At 73.4% G+C, this 23,385-nt stretch carries 22 protein-coding genes; 1 reads left to right on the forward strand and 21 read right to left on the reverse strand.

Features of this window, described 5'->3' with window-relative positions:
* Window positions 1–21 precede the first annotated feature (21 nt).
* The 17 genes from BLW47_RS20500 to pyrR all read right to left on the reverse strand — a co-directional run bounded on the left by BLW47_RS20500 (window position 22) and on the right by pyrR (window position 19,961).
* The gene (locus BLW47_RS20500; protein ID WP_091560910.1) at window positions 22–1,515 is read right to left on the reverse strand and encodes an RsmB/NOP family class I SAM-dependent RNA methyltransferase; all 1,494 of its coding nucleotides are present in this window, start codon (window positions 1,513–1,515) and stop codon (window positions 22–24) included.
* Window positions 1,470–2,396 carry a methionyl-tRNA formyltransferase gene (gene fmt, locus BLW47_RS20505; RefSeq protein ID WP_091560908.1) on the reverse strand — a complete coding sequence of 309 codons (927 nt, stop codon included), beginning with the start codon at window positions 2,394–2,396 and terminating at the stop codon, window positions 1,470–1,472. The genes BLW47_RS20500 and fmt overlap by 46 nt, the downstream gene beginning before the upstream one ends.
* A 4-nt stretch (window positions 2,397–2,400) precedes the next feature.
* Entirely contained in the window at window positions 2,401–2,961 is a 561-nt protein-coding gene (def, locus tag BLW47_RS20510) for a peptide deformylase (protein WP_091560559.1), read from the reverse strand.
* 119 nt (window positions 2,962–3,080) lie between these two features.
* On the reverse strand, window positions 3,081–5,108 hold the full coding sequence (locus BLW47_RS20515; RefSeq protein ID WP_245736863.1) for a primosomal protein N': 2,028 nt from the start codon (window positions 5,106–5,108) through the stop codon (window positions 3,081–3,083).
* Window positions 5,109–5,338: 230 nt separating this feature from the next.
* A complete protein-coding gene (gene metK, locus BLW47_RS20520; RefSeq protein ID WP_091560567.1) occupies window positions 5,339–6,532 on the reverse strand; it encodes a methionine adenosyltransferase in 1,194 nt (397 codons plus the stop codon).
* A 90-nt stretch (window positions 6,533–6,622) separates the two neighbouring features.
* A complete protein-coding gene (gene coaBC, locus BLW47_RS20525) occupies window positions 6,623–7,864 on the reverse strand; it encodes a bifunctional phosphopantothenoylcysteine decarboxylase/phosphopantothenate--cysteine ligase CoaBC (protein WP_091560570.1) in 1,242 nt (413 codons plus the stop codon).
* A complete protein-coding gene (gene rpoZ / locus BLW47_RS20530; protein ID WP_091560573.1) occupies window positions 7,851–8,114 on the reverse strand; it encodes a DNA-directed RNA polymerase subunit omega in 264 nt (87 codons plus the stop codon). Before rpoZ ends, coaBC begins: the two co-directional genes overlap by 14 nt.
* 39 nt (window positions 8,115–8,153) lie before the next feature.
* On the reverse strand, window positions 8,154–8,762 hold the full coding sequence (gene gmk, locus BLW47_RS20535) for a guanylate kinase (RefSeq protein WP_425435423.1): 609 nt from the start codon (window positions 8,760–8,762) through the stop codon (window positions 8,154–8,156).
* A 26-nt stretch (window positions 8,763–8,788) separates the two neighbouring features.
* Complete coding sequence (mihF, locus tag BLW47_RS20540; RefSeq protein ID WP_091560581.1) at window positions 8,789–9,106, reverse strand: integration host factor, actinobacterial type; 318 nt, start codon at window positions 9,104–9,106, stop codon at window positions 8,789–8,791.
* Window positions 9,107–9,277: 171 nt separating this feature from the next.
* Window positions 9,278–10,120, reverse strand: coding sequence for an orotidine-5'-phosphate decarboxylase (pyrF, locus tag BLW47_RS20545; RefSeq protein WP_091560584.1), 843 nt, complete (start codon window positions 10,118–10,120; stop codon window positions 9,278–9,280).
* A gap of 18 nt (window positions 10,121–10,138) precedes the next feature.
* Window positions 10,139–11,467 carry an adenosylmethionine--8-amino-7-oxononanoate transaminase gene (locus tag BLW47_RS20550; protein WP_175543734.1) on the reverse strand — a complete coding sequence of 443 codons (1,329 nt, stop codon included), beginning with the start codon at window positions 11,465–11,467 and terminating at the stop codon, window positions 10,139–10,141.
* A gap of 100 nt (window positions 11,468–11,567) precedes the next feature.
* A complete protein-coding gene (locus BLW47_RS20555) occupies window positions 11,568–12,605 on the reverse strand; it encodes a quinone-dependent dihydroorotate dehydrogenase (protein WP_091560914.1) in 1,038 nt (345 codons plus the stop codon).
* Between the two features lie 82 nt (window positions 12,606–12,687).
* Window positions 12,688–16,011 (reverse strand): carbamoyl-phosphate synthase large subunit, encoded by a 3,324-nt coding sequence (gene carB / locus BLW47_RS20560; RefSeq protein ID WP_091560591.1) that lies wholly within the window; start codon window positions 16,009–16,011, stop codon window positions 12,688–12,690.
* Window positions 16,011–17,129, reverse strand: coding sequence for a glutamine-hydrolyzing carbamoyl-phosphate synthase small subunit (gene carA, locus BLW47_RS20565; protein ID WP_091560595.1), 1,119 nt, complete (start codon window positions 17,127–17,129; stop codon window positions 16,011–16,013). The genes carB and carA overlap by 1 nt, the downstream gene beginning before the upstream one ends.
* Complete coding sequence (locus tag BLW47_RS20570) at window positions 17,126–18,421, reverse strand: dihydroorotase (RefSeq protein ID WP_091560598.1); 1,296 nt, start codon at window positions 18,419–18,421, stop codon at window positions 17,126–17,128. The genes carA and BLW47_RS20570 overlap by 4 nt, the downstream gene beginning before the upstream one ends.
* Before the next feature lie 20 nt (window positions 18,422–18,441).
* Window positions 18,442–19,380, reverse strand: a complete 939-nt coding sequence (locus BLW47_RS20575) for an aspartate carbamoyltransferase catalytic subunit (RefSeq protein ID WP_091560601.1) — start codon at window positions 19,378–19,380, stop codon at window positions 18,442–18,444.
* The gene (gene pyrR, locus BLW47_RS20580) at window positions 19,377–19,961 is read right to left on the reverse strand and encodes a bifunctional pyr operon transcriptional regulator/uracil phosphoribosyltransferase PyrR (protein ID WP_091560604.1); all 585 of its coding nucleotides are present in this window, start codon (window positions 19,959–19,961) and stop codon (window positions 19,377–19,379) included. Before pyrR ends, BLW47_RS20575 begins: the two co-directional genes overlap by 4 nt.
* A 291-nt stretch (window positions 19,962–20,252) precedes the next feature.
* Here pyrR and bldD point away from each other — a divergent pair, with 291 nt between their 5' ends.
* Complete coding sequence (gene bldD / locus BLW47_RS20585) at window positions 20,253–20,741, forward strand: transcriptional regulator BldD (protein WP_091560606.1); 489 nt, start codon at window positions 20,253–20,255, stop codon at window positions 20,739–20,741.
* A 56-nt stretch (window positions 20,742–20,797) separates the two neighbouring features.
* On the opposite strand, the gene nusB is transcribed toward bldD, so the two are convergent.
* The 4 genes from nusB to aroB all read right to left on the reverse strand — a co-directional run bounded on the left by nusB (window position 20,798) and on the right by aroB (window position 23,384).
* Window positions 20,798–21,208: a transcription antitermination factor NusB gene (gene nusB, locus BLW47_RS20590; protein WP_175543735.1), complete on the reverse strand. Its 411-nt coding sequence runs from the start codon at window positions 21,206–21,208 to the stop codon at window positions 20,798–20,800.
* 23 nt (window positions 21,209–21,231) lie between these two features.
* A complete protein-coding gene (efp, locus tag BLW47_RS20595; protein ID WP_091560613.1) occupies window positions 21,232–21,789 on the reverse strand; it encodes an elongation factor P in 558 nt (185 codons plus the stop codon).
* Window positions 21,790–21,867: 78 nt separating this feature from the next.
* Window positions 21,868–22,308, reverse strand: a complete 441-nt coding sequence (gene aroQ, locus BLW47_RS20600) for a type II 3-dehydroquinate dehydratase (RefSeq protein ID WP_091560616.1) — start codon at window positions 22,306–22,308, stop codon at window positions 21,868–21,870.
* Complete coding sequence (gene aroB / locus BLW47_RS20605) at window positions 22,305–23,384, reverse strand: 3-dehydroquinate synthase (RefSeq protein ID WP_091560620.1); 1,080 nt, start codon at window positions 23,382–23,384, stop codon at window positions 22,305–22,307. The genes aroQ and aroB overlap by 4 nt, the downstream gene beginning before the upstream one ends.
* Window position 23,385: the final 1 nt, after the last annotated feature.

Below are 23,385 nucleotides of genomic sequence, written 5' to 3' on the forward strand. Positions count from 1 at the left end.
GGCGCGGCGGGCGACGCACCGTCACTGCGCGCGGCGCAGCACCGCCAGGAACATCGCGTCGGTGCCGTGCCGGTGCGGCCACAACTGCACCGTCGGGCCCTCCCCCAGGCCGGGCATCCCCGCCGGCAGCAGCGGCCGGGCGTCCACGAAGTCCACGCCCGCCCCGGACCGGCGCGCCGCCTCCGTGACCGTCACGTGCGTCTCCACCGTGTGCGGGGAGCAGGTCACGTACGCGACCACCCCGCCGGGGCGCACCGCCCGCAGCGCCGCGCCGAGCAGTTCGCGCTGCAGCCGCGTCAGCGGCGGCAGATCCGACGGCTGCCGACGCCAGCGCGACTCGGGCCGCCGGCGCAACGCGCCGAGCCCGGTGCACGGCGCGTCCACCAGCACCCGGTCGAAGCCCCCGGCCGGCAGGTCTCGGTCGGAGCCCACCGTGCGCCCGTCGGTGTTCAGCACCGTCACCGGCAGCCCCCGGGTCGCCTGCGACACCAGCCGCGCCCGGTGCTCGGCGATCTCGACCGCGGTGACGGTCGCGCCCCGCGGCGCCGCCAGCGCGCCGAGCAGCCCGGCCTTGCCACCCGGTCCGGCGCACAGGTCCAGCCAGCGCTCGTCGGCGCCCTCCAGCTCCGCCCCGACCAGCGCCGCGGCCACCAGCTGCGAGCCCTCGTCCTGGACGTGCGCCCGGCCGTCGCGCAGCGCCGCCAGCTCCCCCGGCGCCCCACCCGGCAGATACACCGCGTACGGCGAGAACGCGCCCGGCGCCCCGCCGACCTCGTCGGCGAGTTCCGCCGCGTCCGCCCGGCCCGGCCGCGCGCACAGGTGCACCGAGGGGCGCTCGTTGTCCTCGATCAGCAGCCGGGTGGTCTCGCCGAGATCGCCGCCGAGCGCCTCGGCGAACGACCGGACGATCCACTGGGGGTGCTGGTACGCCAGCGCCAGGTGCCCGATCGGGTCCTCGTCGTAGCTCGGGGCCACGCGCTCCACCCAGGCGTCCAGGTCGCGGGTGGCGACCTCGCGGAGTACCGCGTTGGCGAAGCCCGCCGCGCCGGGCGCGACCCCGCGTACCAGGTCGACGGTGGCCGAGACCGCCGCGTGCGCGGGCACCCGGGTGTGTAGCAGCTGGTAGACGCCGAGCCGCAGCGCGTCGCGGGCCGGCGGGTCGATCCGGTCGACGGCCCGGTTGGCGGCGGCCTCGATGATCGCGTCGAGGGTGCCGGTGGCGCGCAGCGAGCCGTAGGTCAGCTCCGTGGCGAAGGCCGCGTCGCGGCCGTACAGCCGCAGGTCGGTCAGGATCGCCGGCAGCACCAGGTTCGCGTACGCGTCGTCGCGGTGCACCGCCGCGATCGCCTCGTACGCGGCCTGCCGCGGGACGTCGGCGGCCCGGTTCGGGCGCGCGGGCCGACCGCCGCGGTCGCGTCCCCGGTCGCCCCGCTCCTCGCCGGGCCGGCCCGGCCGCCGCGCATGGTCCGTCACGCGAACCGCTCCCCGGTCTGCACCCGCGCGCCGCGGGCCCAGTCGGCCGCCGGCATCGCCTTCTTGCCGGCCGCTCGGACCTCGCCGAGCACCACCGGCGCGGTGGCCGTGCCGACCAGCACCCGGTTGCGCTCCACGAGCACGTCGCCCGGCTTGAGCTCCGGGGCGTCCCCGGCCGGCCGCACCGGCCCCAGCTTGACCCGCTCGTCCCGGAACGACGTCCAGGCGCCCGGCGCCGGGGTGCAGGCCCGGATCCGCCGGTCGACCGCGAACGCCGGCTCCGACCAGCGCACCTGGGCGTCCTCCACGGTCAGCTTCGGGGCCAGCGAGATGCCGTCGGCCGGCTGCGGCTCGGCGCGCGCGGTGCCGGCGTCGATCGCGTCGAGGACCGCCACCAGCAGCTGCGACCCGGAGATCGCGAGCCGCTCCAGCAGGTCGCCGGAGGTGTCGGTGGGGCGGATCTCGTCGGTCAGGGTGCCGAAGACCGGACCGGTGTCCAGGCCGGCCTCCAGCTGGAAGACGCTCGCCCCGGTCACCGCGTCGCCGTGCAGCACCGCGTGCTGCACGGGGGCGGCGCCGCGCCATGCGGGCAGCAGCGAGAAGTGCAGGTTGACCCAGCCGTGGGTGGGGATCTCCAGCGCCGACGGCGGGACCAGGGCGCCGTAGGCGACCACGGGCACGCAGTCCGGGGCGAGCGCGCGCAGCCGCTCCTGGAACTCGGGCTCGCGGGGACGCTGCGGGGTGAGCACCTCGATGCCGCGCTCGTCGGCCCAGGCCGCGGCGGGCGAGCGAACCAGCCGCCGGCCGCGGCCGGCGGGGGCGTCGGGGCGGGTCACCACGGCGACCAACTCGTGTCCGGAGGCGGCGATGGCGTCCAGGGACGGCAGGGCGACGGCGGGGGTGCCGGCGAAGATCAGACGCATCCGCTCACCCACCCAGGCCGAACGGGCTGGCGGCGGCGTGCGGGCTGACCTTGACCACCGGCGGGGCGCCCGGGTCGTACCACTCGGCCTGCCGGATCGCCTTCATCGCCTCCTTGCGCCCCTTCGGGTCGAGGCGGTCGAGGAAGAGCACACCGTCGAGGTGGTCGGTCTCGTGCTGCACGCAGCGCGCCATCAGGCCGGTCCCGACGATCTGCATCGGGTCGCCGTACTCGTTGAAACCCTTCGCCACCACGTTGAGCCGCCGCTTGGTGTCGAAGTAGAGCCCGGGGATGGAGAGGCAGCCCTCCGGGCCGTCCTGCTCCTCGGAGTCGGGGAACTCCAGCACCGGGTTGACCAGGTGCCCGACGACGTCATCGACGTCGAACGTGAAGACCCGCAGCCCCACACCGAGCTGCGGCGCGGCGAGTCCCGCCCCGCCCTGCTCCCGCATCGTGTCGGTGAGGTCGGCGATCAGTTTGCGCAGCTCGGCGTCGAAGTCGACCACCGGCTCGGCCGGCGTGCGCAGCACCGGATCCCCGAACAGACGGATGGGCTGGACGGTCACGCGTGGTGGCTCCTTCGTGAATGGCGGATTTCGTGCCGTATCAGTCTAGGGTGTGGCCGGATCCGCGCTTGACCGGATGCGGGCCGGCAGGCGGCGGCGCGGTGGCCGGGGCACGCGGATCAGAACAGGTCGAGCGGGTCGATCTGGATCCGGACCGGTTGGGCCGCCTTGCGCGCGGTCCGTACCGCGGCGGCCTCGTGCAGCGCGCGGGCCAGCGCCGCGGCGCGGGACCGGGCCACCCGGACGAGCATCCGCTCCTGGTCGTCGGCGGCCGGCACCGGACCGAGCAGCTCCGCCCCGTCGGGCAGCCGCGCCGCGGCCAGCAGGTCGGCCACGGCCTCGGGCGTTCCGGTGAGGCTGGCCATTCGGGCCGCCGGCGGAAAGCCCAGCTCCCGCCGCTCGGCCAGCTCCCGCGTGGCGAACCAGCCCGGATCCCAGCGCAGCAGCGCCTGCACCGGGGCCAGCCCGCCGTCGGCGACGACGACGACCCGGCCGCCGGCCGCGCCCGGCCGGGCCAGCGCCGCGGCGCTCAGCCAGCGCCGCAGCGCCTCCTCGCCGGCGCGCAGGTCGGCGCGGGTCAGCAGCGCCCAGGTGTCCAGCAGCAGCACCGCGCCGTACCCGCCGTCGGCGACCGGCTCCGCGCCGGGCGTGGCGACGACCACGGCGGCCCCGCCGGGCACCGCGGTGAGCACCTCGTCGCGGCCGGAGGTGCGCACCGGCACGCCCGGAAACGCCCGCCCCAATTCCTCGGCGGTGCGACGCGCGCCCACCACCGCGGCGCGGAGCCGACGTCCGCCGCAGTGCGGGCAGGCGTACGCGGCGGCGATCCGGCCGCACCACTGGCAGGCCGGCGGCGAGGACGCCGAGCGCAGCGCGAGCGGGCCGGCGCAGTGCGGGCAGCGGGCCGGGGTACGACAGTCCACACACGACACCGCCGGCAGGTAACCGCGGCGCGGCACCTGTACCAGCACCGGGGTGTCCGCCTTGAGCGCCGTGCGCGCCGCCTCCCACGCCAGGCTCGGCAGCCGGGCCGTCGCCGCCGCGGGATCGCGCGCCAGTTGCGGGTCGTCGCCGGTCGGGGCGATGCGCGGGGTACGCCGCCGCAGCGTCTCGCGGTCCGCGACGATCTCGCGCGCCCAGCCCGTCTCGATCAGCAACTGCGCCTCGCCGGAGCGGGTGTGCCCGGCGACCAGGGTGGCCGCGTCGGCGAGCTGCGCCCGGGTCAGCAGGACGTCGCGGGCGTGCGGGTACGGCGCGCGCGGTTCGGCGTGCAGGTCGTCGCCGTCGTCCCAGATCGCCACCAGCCCCAGCCGCCCGACCGGCGCGAACATCGCGGCCCGGGTGCCGGCGACCACCGGCACGGCGCCGCGGCTCGCGGTCAGGAAGGCGCGGTAGCGCTTGGCCGGGCCGAGCGCGGCGGAGAGCGCCACGTGCCGGTCGGGCCCGAGCACCGCGGTCAGCGCGGCGTCGAGCCGCTCCAGGTCGCGCGCGTCGGCGACCACGATCACCGCGCCCCGGCCGCCGGCGACGGTCGCGGCCGCGGCCTCGGCCAGTCGGGCCGGCCAGTCCTCGCCAGGCAGCGCGGACCAGACCGCCCGCGGGGCCCGTCCGTGCGCCAGCGCGCGCAGGAAGCCCGCCCCGGTCGGATAGTCGCGCCACCCCTGGTCCAGCTCCGCCAGCAGCTTCTCGGTGTCGCCCCCGGGCCCGCCCGCCGCGACGTCGGGATCAACGGCGGCGGGATCGGGGATGCCGGGATCGGAGGCCGCGAGATCCGGGGCGGCGGGATCGGGGGCGGCGGGCGTGGTGGCCGCCTGTTCGGCGCGGGCGTGCCGGGGCGGCACGGCGAGCCGCAGCACGTCGGCGAGGTTGCCCCCGTACCGGTCGGCCACCGCGCGGGCGAGTCGGGCGATCTCGGGGCTCAGCACCGGCTCGGGCGAGACCAGCCGTTCCAGGTACGCCAGCCGCCCGCCGTGCTCCGACGACTCGACCCGGTCCAGAAGCCAGCCGTCGACGAGTTGCCCGGCGAAGCGGACCCGTACCCGCGTGCCGGGCTGGGCGTCGTCGGCGAGCTCGGCCGGCACGAGGTAGTCGAACGGCCGGTCCAGGTGGGCCAGCGGCACGTCGACGCAGACGCGCGCGACCGGCAGCCGTTGCGCCGGCTGCCGGTCGCTGCGCTTGCGCGTCGTCGTCACCGCGCCATCTTGCCCTGCCCCGGCGACGACCTGTCGTTCCGCCGGGTCCGCGCGGTAGGCGTGTCACATGTTCGAGCCGGGACCGGCGGAGTCCGCCTTCTCGCGCGAGGCCGCGGGCCGCGCCGCGTGGCTGTCGCACGCGAGCGGTGCGGGAACGCCGCCGGCGGGGAGCCGGCGGCGGCCCGTCAGGCTCCGGCGGCCGACTTCAGATCTGCGGCCCGGTCGGTGTTCTCCCAGGTCAGGTCCGGCAGCTCACGGCCGAAGTGACCGTAGGACGCGGTCTGCTGGTAGATCGGGCGCAGCAGGTCGAGGTCGCGGATGATCGCGGCCGGCCGCAGGTCGAAAACGTCGCCGATCGCCCTCTCGATCCGCTCCACCGGCACGTTCTCGGTGCCGAACGTCTCGACGAACAGGCTCACCGGGTGCGCCTTACCGATCGCGTACGCCACCTGGACCTCACAGCGCTCCGCGAGCCCGGCGGCGACCACGTTCTTGGCCACCCAGCGCATCGCGTACGCCGCCGAGCGGTCGACCTTCGACGGGTCCTTGCCGGAGAACGCGCCGCCACCGTGCCGCGCATAGCCGCCGTACGTATCGACGATGATCTTCCGGCCGGTCAGGCCGGCGTCACCCATCGGCCCGCCGATCTCGAAGCGGCCGGTCGGGTTCACCAGCAGCCGGTAGCCCTCGGTGTCCAGCCCCAGCCCCTCCAGCTCGGGGGCGATGACGTGCTCGCGCACGTCGGGGGTCAGCAGCGACTCCAGCGAGATGTCGGCCGCGTGCTGGCTCGACACCACGACGGTGTCCAGCCGCACCGGACGCAGCCCGTCGTACTCGATCGTCACCTGCGTCTTGCCGTCCGGCCGCAGGTACGGGATCGTGCCGTCCTTGCGCGCCGCGGAGAGCCGGCGGGCCAGCCGGTGCGCCAGCGCGATCGGCAACGGCATCAGCTCGGGCGTCTCGGAGCAGGCGAAACCGAACATCATGCCCTGGTCGCCGGCGCCCTGGGCGTCGAGCGCGTCGCCGCTCTCGCCGGCGCGCAGCTCGAACGCGCTGTCGACGCCCTGCGCGATGTCGGGCGACTGGGACCCGATCGACACGCTCACCCCACAGGAGGCGCCGTCGAAGCCCTTCTTCGACGAGTCGTAGCCGATACCGAGAATCGTCTCCCGGACGATGGTCGGAATGTCGGCGTACGCCTGCGTGGTCACCTCACCGGCGACGTGCACCTGACCGGTCGTGATCAGCGTCTCGACGGCGACCCGGCTGCGCGGGTCCTGGGCGAGCAGCGCATCGAGGACGCCGTCGCTGATCTGGTCGGCGATCTTGTCGGGGTGGCCTTCCGTGACCGACTCGGAGGTGAATAGGCGGCGTGCCACGGTGCTCCTCAATCTCAACGAGTAGTTCCCGCGGCAGTCTAGTCACGGTCGCACGGACGGCGAAGGTGAAGCCGAGGGCTTGCGTACAAATCAGGACGACGCGGCGAGACGAGCGACCACCAGGTCCCAGACGGCGTCGGCCAGGTCCTCCTTCGGCCGCTCCGGGAGCACCTCGGTCGAGCCGTCCGCGCCGAGCACGGTGGCCGCGTTGGTCTCGGCGCCGAAGACCTTGTCGACACCGACCTCGTTGACGACGATCAGGTCGGCCCGCTTGCGCGCGAGCTTCGCCCGGGCGTTGGCCAGCGCGTCGCCGGTCTCGGCGGCGAACGCCACGAGCACCTGGCCGGGACGCTTGCGCATCCCCAGCTCAGCGGCGATGTCGGGGTTGGTGACCAGCTCGATCACGGGCGCGACGCCGTCGTCCGACTTCTTGATTTTGGACTCGGCGTAGTGGGCGGGCCGGAAGTCGGCGGGCGCCGCGGCCATCACCACCACGTCGGCCGTCTCCGCGGCCGCCAGGGTCGCCGCGCGCAGCTGTTCGGTGGTGCCGACGGACACCAGCTCCACCCCGGCCGGGTCGGGCAGGGACACGTTCGCCGAGACGAGCGTCACACGGGCGCCGCGCGCGGCGGCGGCGCGGGCGAACGCGTACCCCTGCTTGCCCGACGACCGGTTGCCCAGGAAGCGGACCGGGTCGAGCGGCTCGCGGGTGCCGCCGGCGGTGACGACCACGTGCCGGCCGGTCAGGTCCCGCGGCGCGGTCGCCCCGCGGGCCAGCACCCGGCGGGCGATCGCGAAGATCTCGGCGGGGTCGGGCAGCCGCCCCTTGCCGGTGTCGACCCCGGTGAGCCGGCCGACGGCGGGCTCGATGACGAGCACGCCGCGGCGGCGCAGGGTCGCGACGTTGTCGACGGTGGCGGGGTGCTCCCACATCTCGGTGTGCATGGCGGGCGCCAGCACGACCGGACACCGGGCCGTCAGCAGCGTGTTGGTGAGCAGGTCGTCGGCGAGCCCGTGCGCGGCCTTGCCGAGCAGGTCGGCGGTGGCGGGGGCGACGACCACGAGATCGGCCTGCTGACCGAGCCGGACGTGCGGAACCTCGTGCACGTCGGACCAGACGTCGTCGGCGACGGGATGGCCGGAGAGCGCCGCCCAGGTCGGCGCCCCGACGAAGCGCAGCGCCGCCGCGGTCGGGACCACGCGGACGCGGTGGCCGCTCTCGGTGAAGAGCCGCAGCAGCTCGCACGCCTTGTACGCGGCGATGCCGCCGCCGACGCCGAGAACTACGCGTGGACCCGAGGCGTCGGCGACGGTGTGATCAGGACTGCTCAATCGGCTCAGCGGTGAGCAGACCGGCGTTGATCTCGCGCATGGCGATGGAGAGCGGCTTCTCCTGCGGCGTGGTCTCCACCAGCGGGCCGACGTACTCGAGCAGGCCCTCGCCGAGTTGGCTGTAGTAGGCGTTGACCTGCCGCGCGCGCTTGGCGGCGAAGATCACCAGCGCGTACTTCGACGTCGTCTTCTCGAGCAACTCGTCGATCGGCGGGTTGGTGATGCCTTCCGGATTCGCGATGGATCCCACGAGTGTGCAACCTCTGTGTCTGCGTGAGCTCCCGAGTCGTCAGGCGGAGCTCTGCGGTTGGGCCGGAGTCAGAAATGATGAACCGAGCAATCCTACCAGCTCTTCGGCGGCCCGCTCGACCTGGTCGTTGACGACCGTCACGTCGAACTCGTTCTCGGCGGCGAGCTCCTCGTCGGCGTGGACCAGGCGACGACGGATCGTCTCCTCGTCGTCCGTGCCGCGCCCGATCAGCCGCCGCTTGAGCTCCTCGACGCTGGGCGGCGCCAGGAACACCAGCTGCGCCTCCGGCATCGCCGCCCGGACCTGCCGGGCGCCCTGGAGGTCGATCTTCAACAGGACCGGCTCGCCGTTGTGCAGCCTCGCCTCGACCGCCTTGCGGGGCGTGCCGTAGAGGTTGCCGGCGAACTCGGCCCACTCGAGCAGGTCGCCATCGGCGATCATCCGCTCGAACTCGGGTCGGTCGACGAAGTAGTAGTGCACCCCGTCGACCTCGTAGTCGCGCATCTTTCGCGTGGTGACTGACACCGACAGCCAGACCCACGGCGAGCGCGCCCGGATCAACTCGATCACGCTGTCCTTGCCGACCCCCGAGGGGCCGGAAAGCACCGTGAGCCGAGCTGCCGGGCGCGCGTCGTCATCCATGCTCACTGCTTGTTTCTACACGAGCCCGCGAATCAGTTCGCGGAGAACTCCCCAAGCAGTGCCTTGCGCTGCTGCTCGCCGAGGCCGCGGAGGCGGCGGCTGTCGGCAATCTTGAGCTTTTCCATGATCTGCGTCGCCCGGATCTTGCCGATGCCCGGCATCGCCTGCAGGACGGCCGAGACCTTGAGCTTGCCGACGACGTCGTCCGCCTCCGCCCGGTCGAGCACGTCGGCGAGCGTGGTCTTGCCCTGCTTGAGCTGATCCTTCAGCTCAGCACGGGCCTTGCGGATCTCCGCGGCCTTCTCCAGCGCTGCTGCGCGCTGTTCGGGGGTCAGTGACGGGAGCGGCACCAGTTCTCCTCAGGTCCCTATTGCGACGGGCGGGACGCACCGCCGCATCTGTGAAACGTGGTGTGGCCGTGAACCAAAGGGGCATGTGGTTCCCAGCGCGGGGAAAACTAGCCGCCAGCGACGTTTTCGGCAACGTGGGCACGCCATGATCACTAAAACGGCACAGCCCCGTCACAGAGCCGCGACGTCGAGCGCGGACCGGCATTCGACCAGCACGCGGGCGGTCGCGGCGCGCAGATCGGCGATCTCCGGCCCCGCGCCGAGAACCTCCCGGGAGTACGACGGCAGCACGGAACGGATCGCGGAACCGAAGACCGTTCGCAGGTCAGCGGCGGTCCCGCCCTGCGCGCCGAGGCCCGGCGCGAGCAGCGGACCGTTCACGGTGGACAGATCGTGACCTGTGTCACCGATGGTCGCGCCGACCACGAGCCCGATGCTGCCCAGTGGCTGCGCACCCGCGTTGAGCTGGGAAATCTCATCGATGACCGTCTGGGCGACGGTCCGGCCGTCGGCGCCGCGCGCGTGCTGCACCGCCGGCCCCTCCGGATTCGAGGTCAGCGCCAGCACGAAGACGCCGCCGCCGTGGGCCGCCGCCGCGTCGAACATCGGGGCGAGCGCGCCGACACCCAGATAGGGGCTGGCGGTGATCGCGTCGGCGGCCAGCGGGCTCGACGGATCGAGGTAGGCGGCGGCGTACGCGGCGACCGTCGAGCCGATGTCGCCGCGCTTCACGTCGAGCAGCACGAGCGCGCCGGCCTCGCGCAACTGTCGGATAGTTGACTCAAGCACGGCCACTCCTCGGGAGCCGAAACGCTCGAAGAAGGCCGACTGCGGCTTCACCACGGCGACCCGGTCGGCGAGCGCCGCGACGACCGTCTCGGAGAAGCGGGTCAGGCCCGCGAGGTCGTCCGAGAGCCCCCACCGCGCCAGCAGCGACGGGTGCGGGTCGATGCCGACACAGAGCGGCCCCCGCTCCGCCGTCGCCCGGTGCAGCCGTACGCCGAAGGTCTCCATCTGGGTACCCCTGTCGTGTCAGGCCGCCAGGGCGGCCGCGCCGATCGCGCGGGTGATCCGCGCGACGTCCTCGTCGGCCGCCACGTACGGCGGCATCGTGTAGATCAGATCCCGGAACGGGCGCAGCCACACGCCCTCGGCCACCGCGGCGGCGGTCGCGGCCGCCATGTCGACCTCGCGGTCGAGCTGCACGACCCCGATCGCGCCGAGCACCCGGACGTCGACCACCCCGGGCGCCCCCGCCAACGGCGCCAGCCCGGCGCGCAGCCCCGCCTCGATGCGGTCCACCGCGGCCGCCCAGCCGCCCGCTGCGGCGTCGCGGTCCGCACCGGGCCCCGACGCGGCCGCCGGCGTCGTCGCCGCGCCGAGCAGCCCGATGGAGGCGTTGGCGACGGCGCACGCCAGCGGGTTGCCCATGAAGGTGGGGCCGTGCGCGAGCACGCCCTGCGCGGAGATCCCCCGCGCCACCTCGGGCGTGCACAGCGCCGCGGCCAGCGTCAGGTACCCGCCGGTCAGGGCCTTGCCCAGACACATCACGTCGGGCGTGACCCCGGCGTGGTCGGCGGCGAAGAGCGCGCCGGTACGCCCGAAGCCGGTCGCGATCTCGTCGAAGATCAGCAGCACGTCGTGCGCCGCGGTCACCTCGCGCAGCACGCGCAGGTAGCCGGGGTTGTGGAACCGCATCCCGCCGGCGCCCTGCACGACCGGCTCCACGATCACGGCGGCCAGCTCGTCGGCGTGCCGCGCGACCGCGTCGGTGAGCGTCGCGACGTACGCGTCGTCGAGCGGGGCGTCGAACCCGTCCGGCGGCGCCGGCGCGAAGATCTGCCGGGGCAGCACGCCGGTCCAGAGATGGTGCATCCCGCCCTCGGGATCGCAGACGCTCATCGGGTGGAAGGTGTCGCCGTGGTAGCCGCCGCGCCAGGTGGCCAGTCGGCGCTTGTCCGGCCGTCCGCGGCCGCGCTGGTACTGCAGGGCCATCTTGATCGCGACCTCGACGCTGACCGAGCCGGAGTCGCAGAGGAAGACGTGCTCCAGGCCGGGCGGGGTGAGTGCGACGAGGGTACGTGCCAGCGTGACCGCGGGCTCGTGGGTGAGTCCGCCGAACATCACGTGGCTCATCCGGCCGAGCTGGTCGGTGACGGCCGCGTCCAGCACCGGGTGCCGGTAGCCGTGGATCGCCGACCACCACGACGACATGCCGTCGACCAGCTCCCGGCCGTCGGCCAGCCGCAGCCGCACGCCGGTCGCGCTCTCCACGACGTACGGCGGCACGCCGGCCGGCATCGGGGCGTACGGGTGCCAGACGTGCGCCCGGTCGTACCCGGCGATCTCCTCCGCCCTCACGCGCTGCTCCCCTCTCTGCGCGGCCCAGCGCCCCGCCGCCCTGCGTTGATCATGAGGTTTGCCGCGCACGGCACGGCGAATCGCGCGGTACATCTCATGATCAACGAGAGGGGGCGGCCCGGCACTGCCGGGCGATGGCGCGCACCAGCGCCGGCCCGCGGTAGATGAAACCCGTGTAGAGCTGGACCAGGGCCGCACCGGCGTCGAACATCCGCGCCGCGTCGTCCGGGTCGAGGAGGCCGCCGACGCCGATCACCGGCAGCGCCCCGCCGGTCTGGCGGTGCACGAAGGAGACGACCGACCGGGCGCGCTCGGTCAGCGGGCGGCCGGAGAGGCCTCCGGCCTCGGCGGCGCGCGGCGCGTCCGCGGCGGCCAGCCCGTCGCGGCCGAGCGTGGTGTTGGTGGCGATCACCCCGGCGGCGCCGCGGGCCAGGCAGACCTCCAGCACCTCGGCGATCGCCGGCTCGGTCAGGTCCGGCGCGATCTTCACCAGGATCGGCTTCTCCCCCACCAGCGCCGACAGGATCGCGTCGAGCTGATCGCGGTCCTGCAGCGAGCGCAGCCCCGGCGTGTTCGGCGAGGAGACGTTGACCGCGAAGTAGTCGCCGTGCCCGCTGAGCGCCTTGTACGAGGCCAGGTAGTCGTCGACCGCCTCGTCCAGCGGCGTGATCTTCGACTTGCCGAGCGAGATGCCGAGCGGCACCGGGGTCCGCCCGCTGGCGAGCGGCCCGAGCGCCGCCAGCCGGGCGGCCAGCGCCGCCGCGCCGGCGTTGTTGAAGCCCATCCGGTTGATCACTGCCTCGCTGTCCCGGAGCCGGAACAGCCGGGGCCGCGGGTTGCCGGGCTGTGCGTGCGCGGTGACCGTGCCGACCTCGACGAAGCCGAAGCCGAGCGCCGGCCAGGCCGGCAGCGCGACGCCGTTCTTGTCCATGCCGGCGGCGAGCCCCACCGGGTTCGGGAACTCCACCCCGAACACCCGGCGGGGCGCCGTCACGCCGTAGCGGGCCCGCAGCGCGGCCAGCGCCACCCGGTTCCGGGAGACGGCGGCGAGCCGACGCAGCGTCCACTCGTGGGCGGCCTCGGCGTCCCCGCCGCCGATCCGGAACAGCGCCGACCGCGCCAGCCCGTACCCGTCGATCACCGGGCGGTCCCCCGCCACACCGACCGATCAGGGCAGGGGCGGCCCCTGCCCTGATCGACGGGGGTGGGCGAGCCCGGCGTCACTGGGCGGCCCGGAGGGCCGCGTGCAGCTCCTGGAGGGGGCGGACCGACATGTCGCCGCGCATCAGCGCCTCGATGCCCATCACCGCGGCCGCCGCGCCCGGCACCGTGGTGATGCACGGGATGTCGGCGGTGACCGCGGCGCTGCGGATCTCGTACCCGTCGGAGCGGGCGCTCGCGCCGGAGCCCTGCGGCGTGTTGATCACCAGTGCGACCTCCCCGGCCGCGATCAGCGAGACCGCGTTCGGGCCGTCGCCGGCCTCCTCCCAGTGCTTGCGGATCACCTCGCAGGCGATCCCGTGCCGGCGCAGCACCTCGGCGGTGCCGGCGGTGGCCACGATCTGGAAGCCCAGGTCGGCCAGGCGCTTCACCGGGAAAATCATGCTGCGCTTGTCGCGGTTCGCCACCGACACGAAGATCTTCCCGCCGGTGGGCAGCGAGCCGTACGCCGCCGACTGCGACTTGGCGAAGGCGTGCCCGAAGCCGGTGTCGATCCCCATCACCTCGCCGGTCGACTTCATCTCCGGCCCGAGCAGCGAGTCGACGCCCTTGCCGGCCGGCGTGCGGAACCGCTTGAACGGCAGCACCGCCTCCTTCACCGCGATCGGCGCGCCGTCCACGGGAGCGCCGCCGTCGCCGGAGCCCGGCAGCAGCCCCTCGGCCCGCAGCTCGGCGATCGTCGCGCCGAGCATGATCCGGGCGGCGGCCTTGGCCAGCGGCACCGCGGTCGCCTTGGAGACGAACGGCACCGTCCGGGACGCGCGGGGGTTGGCCTCCAGCACGTACAGGGTGTCGTCCTTGAGCGCGTACTGCACGTTGAGCAACCCGCGCACCCCGACGCCGCGGGCGATCTTCTCGGTGTAGCTGCGGACCGCGGCCAGGTGCGAGCCCGCGAGGGTGATCGGCGGCAGCGTGCAGGACGAGTCGCCCGAGTGGATGCCGGCCTCCTCGATGTGCTCCATCACGCCGCCGAGGTAGACCTCGCCGGTCGCGTCGCAGAGCGCGTCGACGTCGATCTCGATCGCGTCGTCCAGGAAGCGGTCCACGAGCACCGGGTGCTCCGGCGACACGTCCGTGGCCCGGCCGATGTAGTCGCGCAGCGTCGGCTCGTCGTAGACGATCTCCATGCCGCGCCCGCCCAGCACGTACGAGGGGCGGACCAGCACCGGGTAGCCGATGCCGTCGGCGATCTCCTTCGCCTCCTCGAACGAGGTGGCGGTGCCGTGCGCCGGGGCGAGCAGGCCGGCCTTGGCCAGCACCGCGCCGAACGCGCCACGCTCCTCGGCGAGGTGGATCGACTCCGGCGAGGTGCCGACGATCGGCACCCCGGCGGCCTTGAGCCGGCGCGCCAGGCCGAGCGGGGTCTGCCCGCCGAGCTGCACCACCATGCCCACCACGCCCGGTCCGCCGGCCGCCCTGCCCGAGCTGTCCTCCGCGTGCCAGACCTCCAGCACGTCCTCGAAGGTCAGCGGCTCGAAGTAGAGCCGGTCGGCGGTGTCGTAGTCGGTGGAGACGGTCTCCGGGTTGCAGTTGACCATGACGGTCTCGTAACCCGCCGCGCGCAGCGCCATCACGGCGTGCACACACGAGTAGTCGAACTCGATGCCCTGGCCGATCCGGTTCGGGCCCGAGCCGAGGATCAGCACCTTCGGCCGGTCCGACGGCACGACCTCGGTCTCGTCGTCGTACGACGAGTAGTGGTAGGGCGTCTTCGCGGCGAACTCGGCGGCGCAGGTGTCGACCGTCTTGTAGACCGGGCGGAGGCCGAGGCGGTGCCGCAGCCTGCGGACCCCGTCCTCGCCGGCCAGCTCCGGGCGCAGCGCCGCCAGCTGCCGGTCGGAGAGCCCGGCGCGCTTGGCGCGCCGCAGCAGCCCCTCGTCCAGTACGGGCGCCGCGATGATCTCGGCGCGCAGCTCGATGAGCGCGACGATCTGGTCGAGGAACCACGGGTCGATCCCCCCGGACGCCTCGGAGACCTGGGCGATGGTGCCGCCCAGCCGCAGCGCGCGCTCCACGGTGTAGAGCCGGGCGTCGTGCGGGGTGCGCAGCGCCTCCAGGGTCGATTCCAGCGTCGCCCCGGCCGGGTCGGGCTGGGTCCAGAAACCGGCCGCCTTGGTCTCCATCGAGCGCATCGCCTTGTTCAGCGCCTCGGTGAAGTTGCGGCCCATGCTCATCGCCTCGCCGACCGACTTCATCGTCGTGGTCAGCTCCGGGTCCGCGCCGGGGAACTTCTCGAACGCGAACCGCGGGATCTTGACCACCACGTAGTCGAGGGTGGGCTCGAACGCCGCCGGGGTCTGCAGGGTGATGTCGTTGGGGATCTCGTCCAGGGTGTAGCCGATCGCCAGCTTCGCGGCGATCTTCGCGATCGGGAAGCCGGTCGCCTTGGAGGCCAGCGCGGACGAGCGGGACACCCGCGGGTTCATCTCGATGACGACCAGCCGGCCGTCGCGCGGGTTGACCGCGAACTGGATGTTGCAGCCGCCGGTGTCGACGCCGACCTCGCGCAGCACGGCGATGCCGAGGTCGCGCAGCCGCTGGTACTCCCGGTCCGTCAGGGTCATCGCCGGGGCGACGGTGACGCTGTCGCCGGTGTGCACGCCCATCGGGTCGAGGTTCTCGATCGAGCAGACGACCACGACGTTGTCGTGCTTGTCGCGCATCAGCTCGAGCTCGTACTCCTTCCAGCCGAGCACGCTCTCCTCGATCAGCACCTCGTGCACCGGGCTGGCGGCCAGGCCGGTGCCGGCGATCCGCTCCAGATCCTCACGGGTGTGCGCCATTCCGGAGCCGAGCCCACCCATCGTGAACGACGGCCGGATCACCACCGGCAGCCCGAGCTCCTCGACGGTGGCGTACACCTCGTCCATCGAGTGGCAGACGCGGCTGCGCGGGGTCTCCCCGCCGGCGCGCGCCACGATGTCCTTGAACAGCTGCCGGTCCTCGCCACGCCGGATCGCCTCGATGTCGGCGCCGATCAGCTCGACGCCGTACTTCTCCAGCACCCCGGACTCGTGCAGCGCGACCGCGGTGTTGAGCGCGGTCTGCCCGCCGAGGGTCGCCAGGATCGCGTCCGGGCGCTCCTTGGCGATGACCAGCTCGACGAAGTCCGGGGTGATCGGCTCGACGTAGGTGGCGTCGGCGAACTCCGGGTCCGTCATGATCGTCGCCGGGTTGGAGTTGACCAGCGAGACGCGCAGCCCCTCGGCGCGCAGCACCCGGCACGCCTGGGTGCCGGAGTAGTCGAACTCGCAGGCCTGACCGATCACGATCGGCCCCGAGCCGATCACCAGGACGTGCTTGAGATCCTCGCGCTTGGGCATCAGCGGCCCTTCTTCTCAATGAGCTCCGCGAAGCGGTCGAACAGGTAGTCCGCGTCGTGCGGGCCCGCGGCCGCCTCCGGGTGGTACTGGACGGTGAAGGCGGGCACGTCCTTGGCCCGCAGCCCCTCGACCACGTTGTCGTTGAGGCACACATGGCTGACCTCGACGGCACCGAAGTCCGTGTCGATCACCTGGTTGAGCGGCGCGTCGACCGCGAAGCCGTGATTGTGGCTGGTCACCTCGACCTTGCCGGTCGCCCGGTCCAGCACGGGCTGGTTGATGCCGCGGTGGCCGTACCCGAGCTTGTAGGTGCCGAAGCCGAGCGCCCGGCCGAGGATCTGGCTGCCGAAGCAGATGCCGAAGAGCGGCACCTGCCGGCGCATCACCTCGCGGGCGAGCCCGACGGCGTGGTCGGCGGTCGCCGGGTCGCCCGGGCCGGGCGAGAAGAAGACCGCGTCGGCGCCGGTGGTCAGCAGGTCGTCGATGGTCGACGCGGCGGGCATGACGTGCGTGGTCACCCCGCGCGCGGCGAGCCGGCGGGGGACGTTGCGCTTGATCCCCAGATCCAGCGCGGCCACCGTGAACCGGTGCTCTCCCTCCGCCGCGACCGTGTACGGCTCGGGCGTGCTCACCTCGGCCGACAGGTCGGCGCCGACCATCGGCGGCGCCTCGCGCACCCGGCGCAGCAGCGCCTGCGGGTCGTCCTCCACACTCGACACGCCGACTCGCATGGCGCCGCGCTCGCGCAGGTGCCGGGTCAGCGCGCGGGTGTCCACACCGGAGATGCCGACCACGCCCTCGGCGGCGAGCCGGTCCTCCAGCCCACCGGTGGCGCGCCAGTTGGAGCCGACCCGGGCCGGGTCGCGCACCACGTAGCCGGCCACCCAGATCCGCGACGACTCGTCGTCCTCGTGGTTGACCCCGGTGTTGCCGATGTGCGGCGCGGTCTGCACCACCACCTGCCGGTGGTAGGACGGGTCGGTCAGCGTCTCCTGGTAACCGGTCATGCCGGTGGTGAAGACGGCCTCGCCGAAGGTCTCCCCGACGCTGCCGTACGCCTCGCCGTGGAAAACGCGCCCGTCCTCCAGCACCAGGATCGCCTGCCTGCGCTTGCTCACTTCACAGCCTTTCCGTCGAGGACCGTCGGCCGCCCGTGCAGGAACGTGGCGACGATCCGGCCCGGCAGCTCCGTGCCGGCGTAGGGGGTGTTGCGGCTCCGGCTGGCCAGCTCGCCGGGGTCGACGACGCGCCGCGCCGCCGGGTCGACCAGGGTCAGGTTGGCCGGGGCGCCGGGCGCCGGGTCGTGCCCGTGCGCCGCCAGGCCGGCTATCCGGGCCGGCGCCCGCGACATCCGCTCGGCGATCAGGTCCCAGTCGGGCTCGCCGTCGCGGTGCAGCGCGCCGGTGGAGAGGACCACCGACAGCGCCGTTTCCAGCCCGACCATGCCCGGGCGGGCGTACGCCCACTCGCACTCCTTGTCCTCCACCGCGTGCGGCGCGTGGTCGGTGGCGACGATGTCGATGACGCCCTCGGCCAGCGCGGCGCGCAGCGCCGTCACGTCGGCGGCGGTCCGCAGCGGCGGGTTGACCTTGAAGACCGGGTCGTAGCTGGCGGCCAGCTCGTCGGTGAGCAGCAGGTGGTGCGGGGTGACCTCGGCGGTGACCCGCACGCCGCGCGCCTTCGCCTGGCGCACGATGTCGACGCTGCCCGCGGTGGAGAGGTGGCAGACGTGAACCCGGCTGCCGACGTGCTCGGCCAGCAGCACGTCGCGGGCGATGATCGCCTCCTCGGCGACCGCCGGCCAGCCGGTGAGCCCCAGCCGGGTCGACACCTCGCCCTCGTGCATCTGGGCGCCCTCGGTCAGCCGCGGCTCCTCCGCGTGCTGGGCGATGATCCCGTCGAACGCCTTGACGTACTCCAGGGCCCGGCGCATCAGCCGCGGGTCGGCCACGCAGAACCCGTCGTCCGAGAAGATCCGCACCGCGGCCGCGGAGGCCGCCATCGCGCCCAGCTCGGCGAGGCGCTCGCCGGCCAGCCCGACGGTGACCGCCCCGATCGGCTGCACGTCGACCAGCCCGGCCTCCCGGCCGAGCCGCCACACCTGCTCCACGACGCCGGCGGTGTCGGCGACCGGCGAGGTGTTGGCCATCGCGCAGACCGCGGTGTAGCCGCCCAGGGCCGCGGCGCGCGAGCCCGTCTCCACGGTCTCCGCGTCCTCGCGCCCCGGCTCGCGCAGGTGGGTGTGCAGGTCCACCAGGCCGGGCAGCGCCACCAGGCCGTCGGCCTCGATCACCTGCGCGCCGCTCGGGTCCAGGCCGGGGCCGGTCTCGGCGACCACGCCGTCGCGCAGCAGCAGGTCGGTCCACTCCCGGCCGAGGACGCGCACGCCCCTGATCAGGTACGAGCTCACAGGATCTCCATTCCGGCGGTTCACTGGGCGGCCCCGGCGCCGCGGCCGCCGAGCAGCAGGTAGAGCACCGCCATCCGGACGCTGACGCCGTTGGCGACCTGCTCGACGATGGTCGAGCGGGGCGAGTCGGCGACCTCCGCGGCGATCTCCATGCCGCGGTTCATCGGGCCGGGGTGCATGACGATCGCGTGCTCGGCCAGCCGGCGCATCCGGGGCGCGTCCAGGCCGTAGCGGCGGGCGTACTCGCGGGCCGACGGGAAGTACGAGTCGGCCATCCGCTCGCGCTGGACCCGCAGCATCATCACCACGTCCGCGGTGGGCAGCACCGCGTCGAGGTCGTAGGAGACCTGCACGCCGGGGGCGAGCGCCGTGGCGATGTCGACCGGGATCAGCGTCGGCGGGCCGACCAGCGTGACCTTGGCGCCCAACGTGGACAGCAGCAGCACATTGGAGCGGGCGACCCGGCTGTGCAGCACGTCGCCGACGACCGCGACGTGCAGCCCGGCGAGGCGTCCCAGCCGGGACCGCATCGTGTACGCGTCCAGCAGCGCCTGCGTCGGGTGCTCGTGGGTGCCGTCGCCGGCGTTGACGACCGAGCCGTCGATCCAGTTCGCCAGCCGGTGCGGCGCGCCGGAGGCGGGGTGCCGGATGACCACGGCGTCGGCCCCCATCGCCTGCAGCGTCAGCGCCGTGTCCTTGAGGCTCTCGCCCTTGGAGACGCTGGAGCCTTTGGCGGAGAAGTTGATGACGTCGGCGGAGAGCCGCTTGGCCGCCGCCTCGAACGAGATCCGGGTCCGGGTGGAGTCCTCGTAGAAGAGGTTGACCACGGTGCGGCCGCGCAGCGTCGGCAGCTTCTTGACCTCGCGGCCGGCGAGGGTGGCCATCTCGGCGGCGGTGTCGAGGATCAGGGTCGCGGTCTCGGCGTCGAGGTCGGCGCCGGAGAGCAGATGCTTGATCATTGGGCCGCGCCCCCGATCAGCTTCACCTCGTCGGCACCGTCGCTCTCCGCGAGGGTGACCTTGACGCTCTCGGTGAGCGACGTCGGGATGTTCTTGCCCACGTAGTCGGCGCGGATCGGCAACTCCCGGTGGCCGCGATCGACCAGCACGGCGAGCTGGACGGAGCTCGGCCGGCCGAGGTCGCTCAGCGCGTCCAGCGCGGCGCGCACCGTGCGGCCGGAGAAGAGCACGTCGTCCACGAGGACCACGCGCTGGCCGTCGATGCCGCCGGACGGCACCTCCGTGTGCCCGACCGCGCGGGTCGCCCTCAGCCGGAGATCATCCCGGTAGAGAGTGATATCGAGCACACCCACCGGGACCTCGACGCCTTCGAAGGTGCGGATCCGGTCGGCGAGGCGGCGGGCCAGCGGCACGCCCCGGGTCGGGATGCCCAGCAGGACGGTGCGGTCGGCGCCCTGGGTCTTCTCGAGGATCTGATGGGCGATGCGGTCGACCACCCGATGCAGATCGGCGCTGGTCAGGATGACCTTCGCGGGCGGTGGCGACGCCACCGCGGGTTGGGCGGCCTGCGGATAGGCCACGGCGGACCTCCTTCCCCGCCTCACGGGACGGGTCGTTAAAGGACGTCAATTGCGGCCCGACCAGTCGTCCGGTCGGGCTGTTGGCTGCACGCTACGTTACCAGTGACCTTGGGCCGAACACGCTGCGATGCGCTCGACGCCACACTGAGGAGCCGAAAAATCGCGGAACTGCACACGATTTTCGCAACCGGTCACCGTTGACCACTTGACCACATCTCGGAACCCCCGTACCGTCACGCTCCGTAGCGATCGCCGGGGAAACCCCCCGGGCCAGCCACTGGGAGTGTCCGCATGCCCTCTGAGTACGCCAAGTCGTTGGGCGCCCGCCTGCGCTCTATCCGTCAGCAGCAGGGTCTCTCCCTGCAGGGGGTGGAAGAGAAGTCGAACGGGCGCTGGAAGGCCGTCGTCGTCGGCTCGTACGAGCGCGGCGACCGCGCCGTCACGGTCTCGCGCCTGGCCGAGCTGGCCGACTTCTACCGGGTGCCCGTCTCGGAGCTGCTGCCCGACGGCAGTGGCGTCCGGCACGAGCCGACCAACAAGATCGTCCTGGACCTGGAGCGGCTCTACGACGAGGCCTCCGAGGACCTGGCGTACGTCGCGCGCTACGCGCGGGCGATCCAGCAGCAGCGCGGCGACTACAACGGCCGGGTGCTCTCCATCCGCGCCGACGACCTGCGCGCGCTGGCGATCGTGTACGACATCTCGCCGTCCGGCCTGATCGAGCGCCTCAACGAGCACGGCGTGCTCGTCGCCGACCCGCGCGCGTTCTTCGCGTCCTGAGCCCCACGCGAAGGGGCCCACGCCGTCGGCGTGGGCCCCTTCGCGTTATTCGGCGCTCAGCGGGTGGCGTACTCGGCGATCCGGCCGAGCACGCCGTTGAGAAAGCGCGGCGAGTCGTCCGTGGACATCTGCTTGGCGAGCTCCACCGCCTCCGAGATGGCCACCGCGTCGTCGATCTCGTCAACGTAGAGCAGCTCGTGCACCGCGATCCGGGCGAGATTCCGGTCGATCACCGGCATCCGCTCCAGTGTCCAGCCCTCGGCGTAGCTGGCGATCAGCTCGTCGATCCGGTCCTTGTGGCCGGCCACGCCCTCCACCAGACTCACCGCGTACGGCAGGTGCTCCGGCCTCGGCGCGGCGATCCGCTCCAGGTAGTTGGCCAGCACCTCGACCGGCGGAAGGCTCCGCACGTCGGCCTCGTAGAGCACGTCGAGTGCCCGCTTGCGCGCCTTGCGGCGAGCGGGCATCTGCGTCTTCGGGCCCTCGGCCATCAGGCGCGGCCGAGGTAACGGCCGTCGCGGGTGTCGACCTTGATCTTCTCACCGGTGGTGATGAAGAGCGGCACCTGGACGGTCGCCCCGGTCTCGACGGTGGCCGGCTTGTTGCCGCCGGTCGAGCGGTCCCCCTGCAGCCCGGGCTCGGTGTACGTCACCTCGAGCACCACGCTGGTGGGCAGCTCGATGTAGAGCGGCACGCCCTCGTGGGTCGCGACGATCGCCTCGGCCTCGGGGAGCAGGTAGTTCGACGCCTCGCCGACCGTGCCGCCCGGCACGTGGATCTGGTCGAAGGTCTCCAGGTCCATGAAGACGAAGTCTTCGCCGTCGGCGTAGAGGTACTGCATGGTCCGCTTGTCGACCGTGGCGGTGTCGACCTTGGTGCCCGCGTTGAAGGTCTTGTCGACCACCTTGCCGGAGAGCACGTTCTTCAGCGTCGTACGCACGAACGCGCCACCCTTGCCGGGCTTGACGTGCTGGAACTCCACGACGGCCCAGAGCTCGCCGTCGAGGTTGAGAACCATGCCGTTCTTCAGGTCGTTGGTGGTGGCCATTTCCTGCCTTGATCTTCAATTGGCGGACAGACCCGTCAAGTCTACTGGCCAGCGCGCCCCCGCGCGGGCGCGGGTGCGCTACGCCGCCGGTTCCCGCCCCGTCGCCAGGTGGTGCAGCGCCAGCCGGTAGCCGTCGACGCCGAGGCCGGCGATCACCCCGCGGGCGACCGCCGAGACGACCGAGTGGTGCCGGAACGACTCCCGGGCGTGGATGTTCGAGATGTGCACCTCGACCAGCGGGCCCCGCAGCATCGCGCAGGCGTCGCGCACCGCGTACGAGTAGTGCGACCAGGCGCCGGGGTTGAGCACCACGGCCGCGGCCTCGTCGGCCGCCGCGTGGAGCCAGGCCAGCATCTCGTGCTCGGCGTCGGTCTGCCGCACCTCGACATCGAGCCCCAGCTCGGCGCCGGTGCGCTCGCAGAGCGCCACCAGGTCGGCGTACGTGGTGACCCCGTAGACGTCGGGCTGGCGGGTGCCGAGCCGCCCGAGGTTGGGCCCGTTGAGCACGAGTACCTTCACGCGCCGCTGACCTCCTGGTACGCGGCGCGCAGCAGCGCGTCGTCCGGCCCGTCCAGGATCGACGGCCGGCCCAGCCCGTCGAGCACCACGAACCGCAGCCGGCTGCCGCGCGCCTTCTTGTCCACCCGCATCGCGGCCAGCAGCTCCGGCCAGGCGTCGGCCCGGTAGCTCGTCGGCAGGCCCAGCAACGCCAGCACCGCGCGGTGGCGCCCCGCCGTCAACGGGTCGAGCCGGCCGGCGCACCGGGCCAGCGCCGCGGCGTACACCAACCCCACCGAGACCGCGTGACCGTGCCGCCAGCGGTAGCCCTCGACCTTCTCGATCGCGTGCCCGAGCGTGTGCCCGTAGTTGAGGATCTCCCGCAGACCCGACTCGCGCAGGTCCGAGGAGACCACGTCGGCCTTCACCCGCACCGCCCGCTCGACCAGCTCCCGCAGCACGCCGCGGTCCCGGTACACGGGGCCGAGCGGGTGGGCCTCCAGCAGCTCGAGGATGACCGGGTCGGCGATGAACCCGCACTTGACGACCTCGGCGAGGCCGGCCACCAGCTCCGGGGCGGGCAGGGTGTCGAGCAGGGCCAGATCGCAGAGCACCCCGGCCGGCGGGTGGAACGCCCCGACGAGGTTCTTGCCCGCCGCGGTGTTGATGCCGGTCTTGCCGCCCACGGCCGCGTCGACCATGCCGAGCAACGAGGTGGAGACCGGCACCCAGCGCACCCCGCGCAGCCAGCAGGCCGCGACGAAGCCGGCCAGGTCGGTCACCGCGCCGCCACCCACCCCGACGACAACATCGGTGCGGGTGAAGCCGGCCGCCCCCAGCTGCTCCCAGCAGCGCGCCGCGACCTCGGCGGTCTTGCCCGCTTCGGCGTCCGGCACCTCGATCGGCAGCGCCCGCACCCCGCGCGCGCCGAGCAGCTCGGCGATCGCGTCGGCCTGCTCCTTCAGCGGCGGCGCGTACAGCACGGCGGCGCGCTCCGCCCCCTCGATCAGCGTGGGCAGCGCGCCGAACAGGTCGCGTCCGACGAGAACGTCGTAGGGATGATCGCCAGCAACGGGGATCCGGGTCAGCTCGTCCATC

The sequence above is a fragment of the Micromonospora pattaloongensis genome (assembly GCF_900107255.1).
Classification (GTDB): Bacteria; Actinomycetota; Actinomycetes; order Mycobacteriales; family Micromonosporaceae; genus Micromonospora_I; species Micromonospora_I pattaloongensis.

What these genes read in the sequence shown, in the direction of transcription:
- fmt (WP_091560908.1), bottom strand. Translation starts at nt 2,396, where the DNA reads ATGCGTCTGATCTTCGCCGGCACCCCCGCCGTCGCCCTGCCGTCCCTG.
- pyrF (WP_091560584.1), bottom strand. Translation starts at nt 10,120, where the DNA reads ATGGAGACCTTCGGCGTACGGCTGCACCGGGCGACGGCGGAGCGGGGG.
- carB (WP_091560591.1), bottom strand. Translation starts at nt 16,011, where the DNA reads ATGCCCAAGCGCGAGGATCTCAAGCACGTCCTGGTGATCGGCTCGGGG.
- BLW47_RS20575 (WP_091560601.1), bottom strand. Translation starts at nt 19,380, where the DNA reads ATGATCAAGCATCTGCTCTCCGGCGCCGACCTCGACGCCGAGACCGCG.
- bldD (WP_091560606.1), top strand. Translation starts at nt 20,253, where the DNA reads ATGCCCTCTGAGTACGCCAAGTCGTTGGGCGCCCGCCTGCGCTCTATC.
- nusB (WP_175543735.1), bottom strand. Translation starts at nt 21,208, where the DNA reads ATGCCCGCTCGCCGCAAGGCGCGCAAGCGGGCACTCGACGTGCTCTAC.
- efp (WP_091560613.1), bottom strand. Translation starts at nt 21,789, where the DNA reads ATGGCCACCACCAACGACCTGAAGAACGGCATGGTTCTCAACCTCGAC.
- aroB (WP_091560620.1), bottom strand. Translation starts at nt 23,384, where the DNA reads ATGGACGAGCTGACCCGGATCCCCGTTGCTGGCGATCATCCCTACGAC.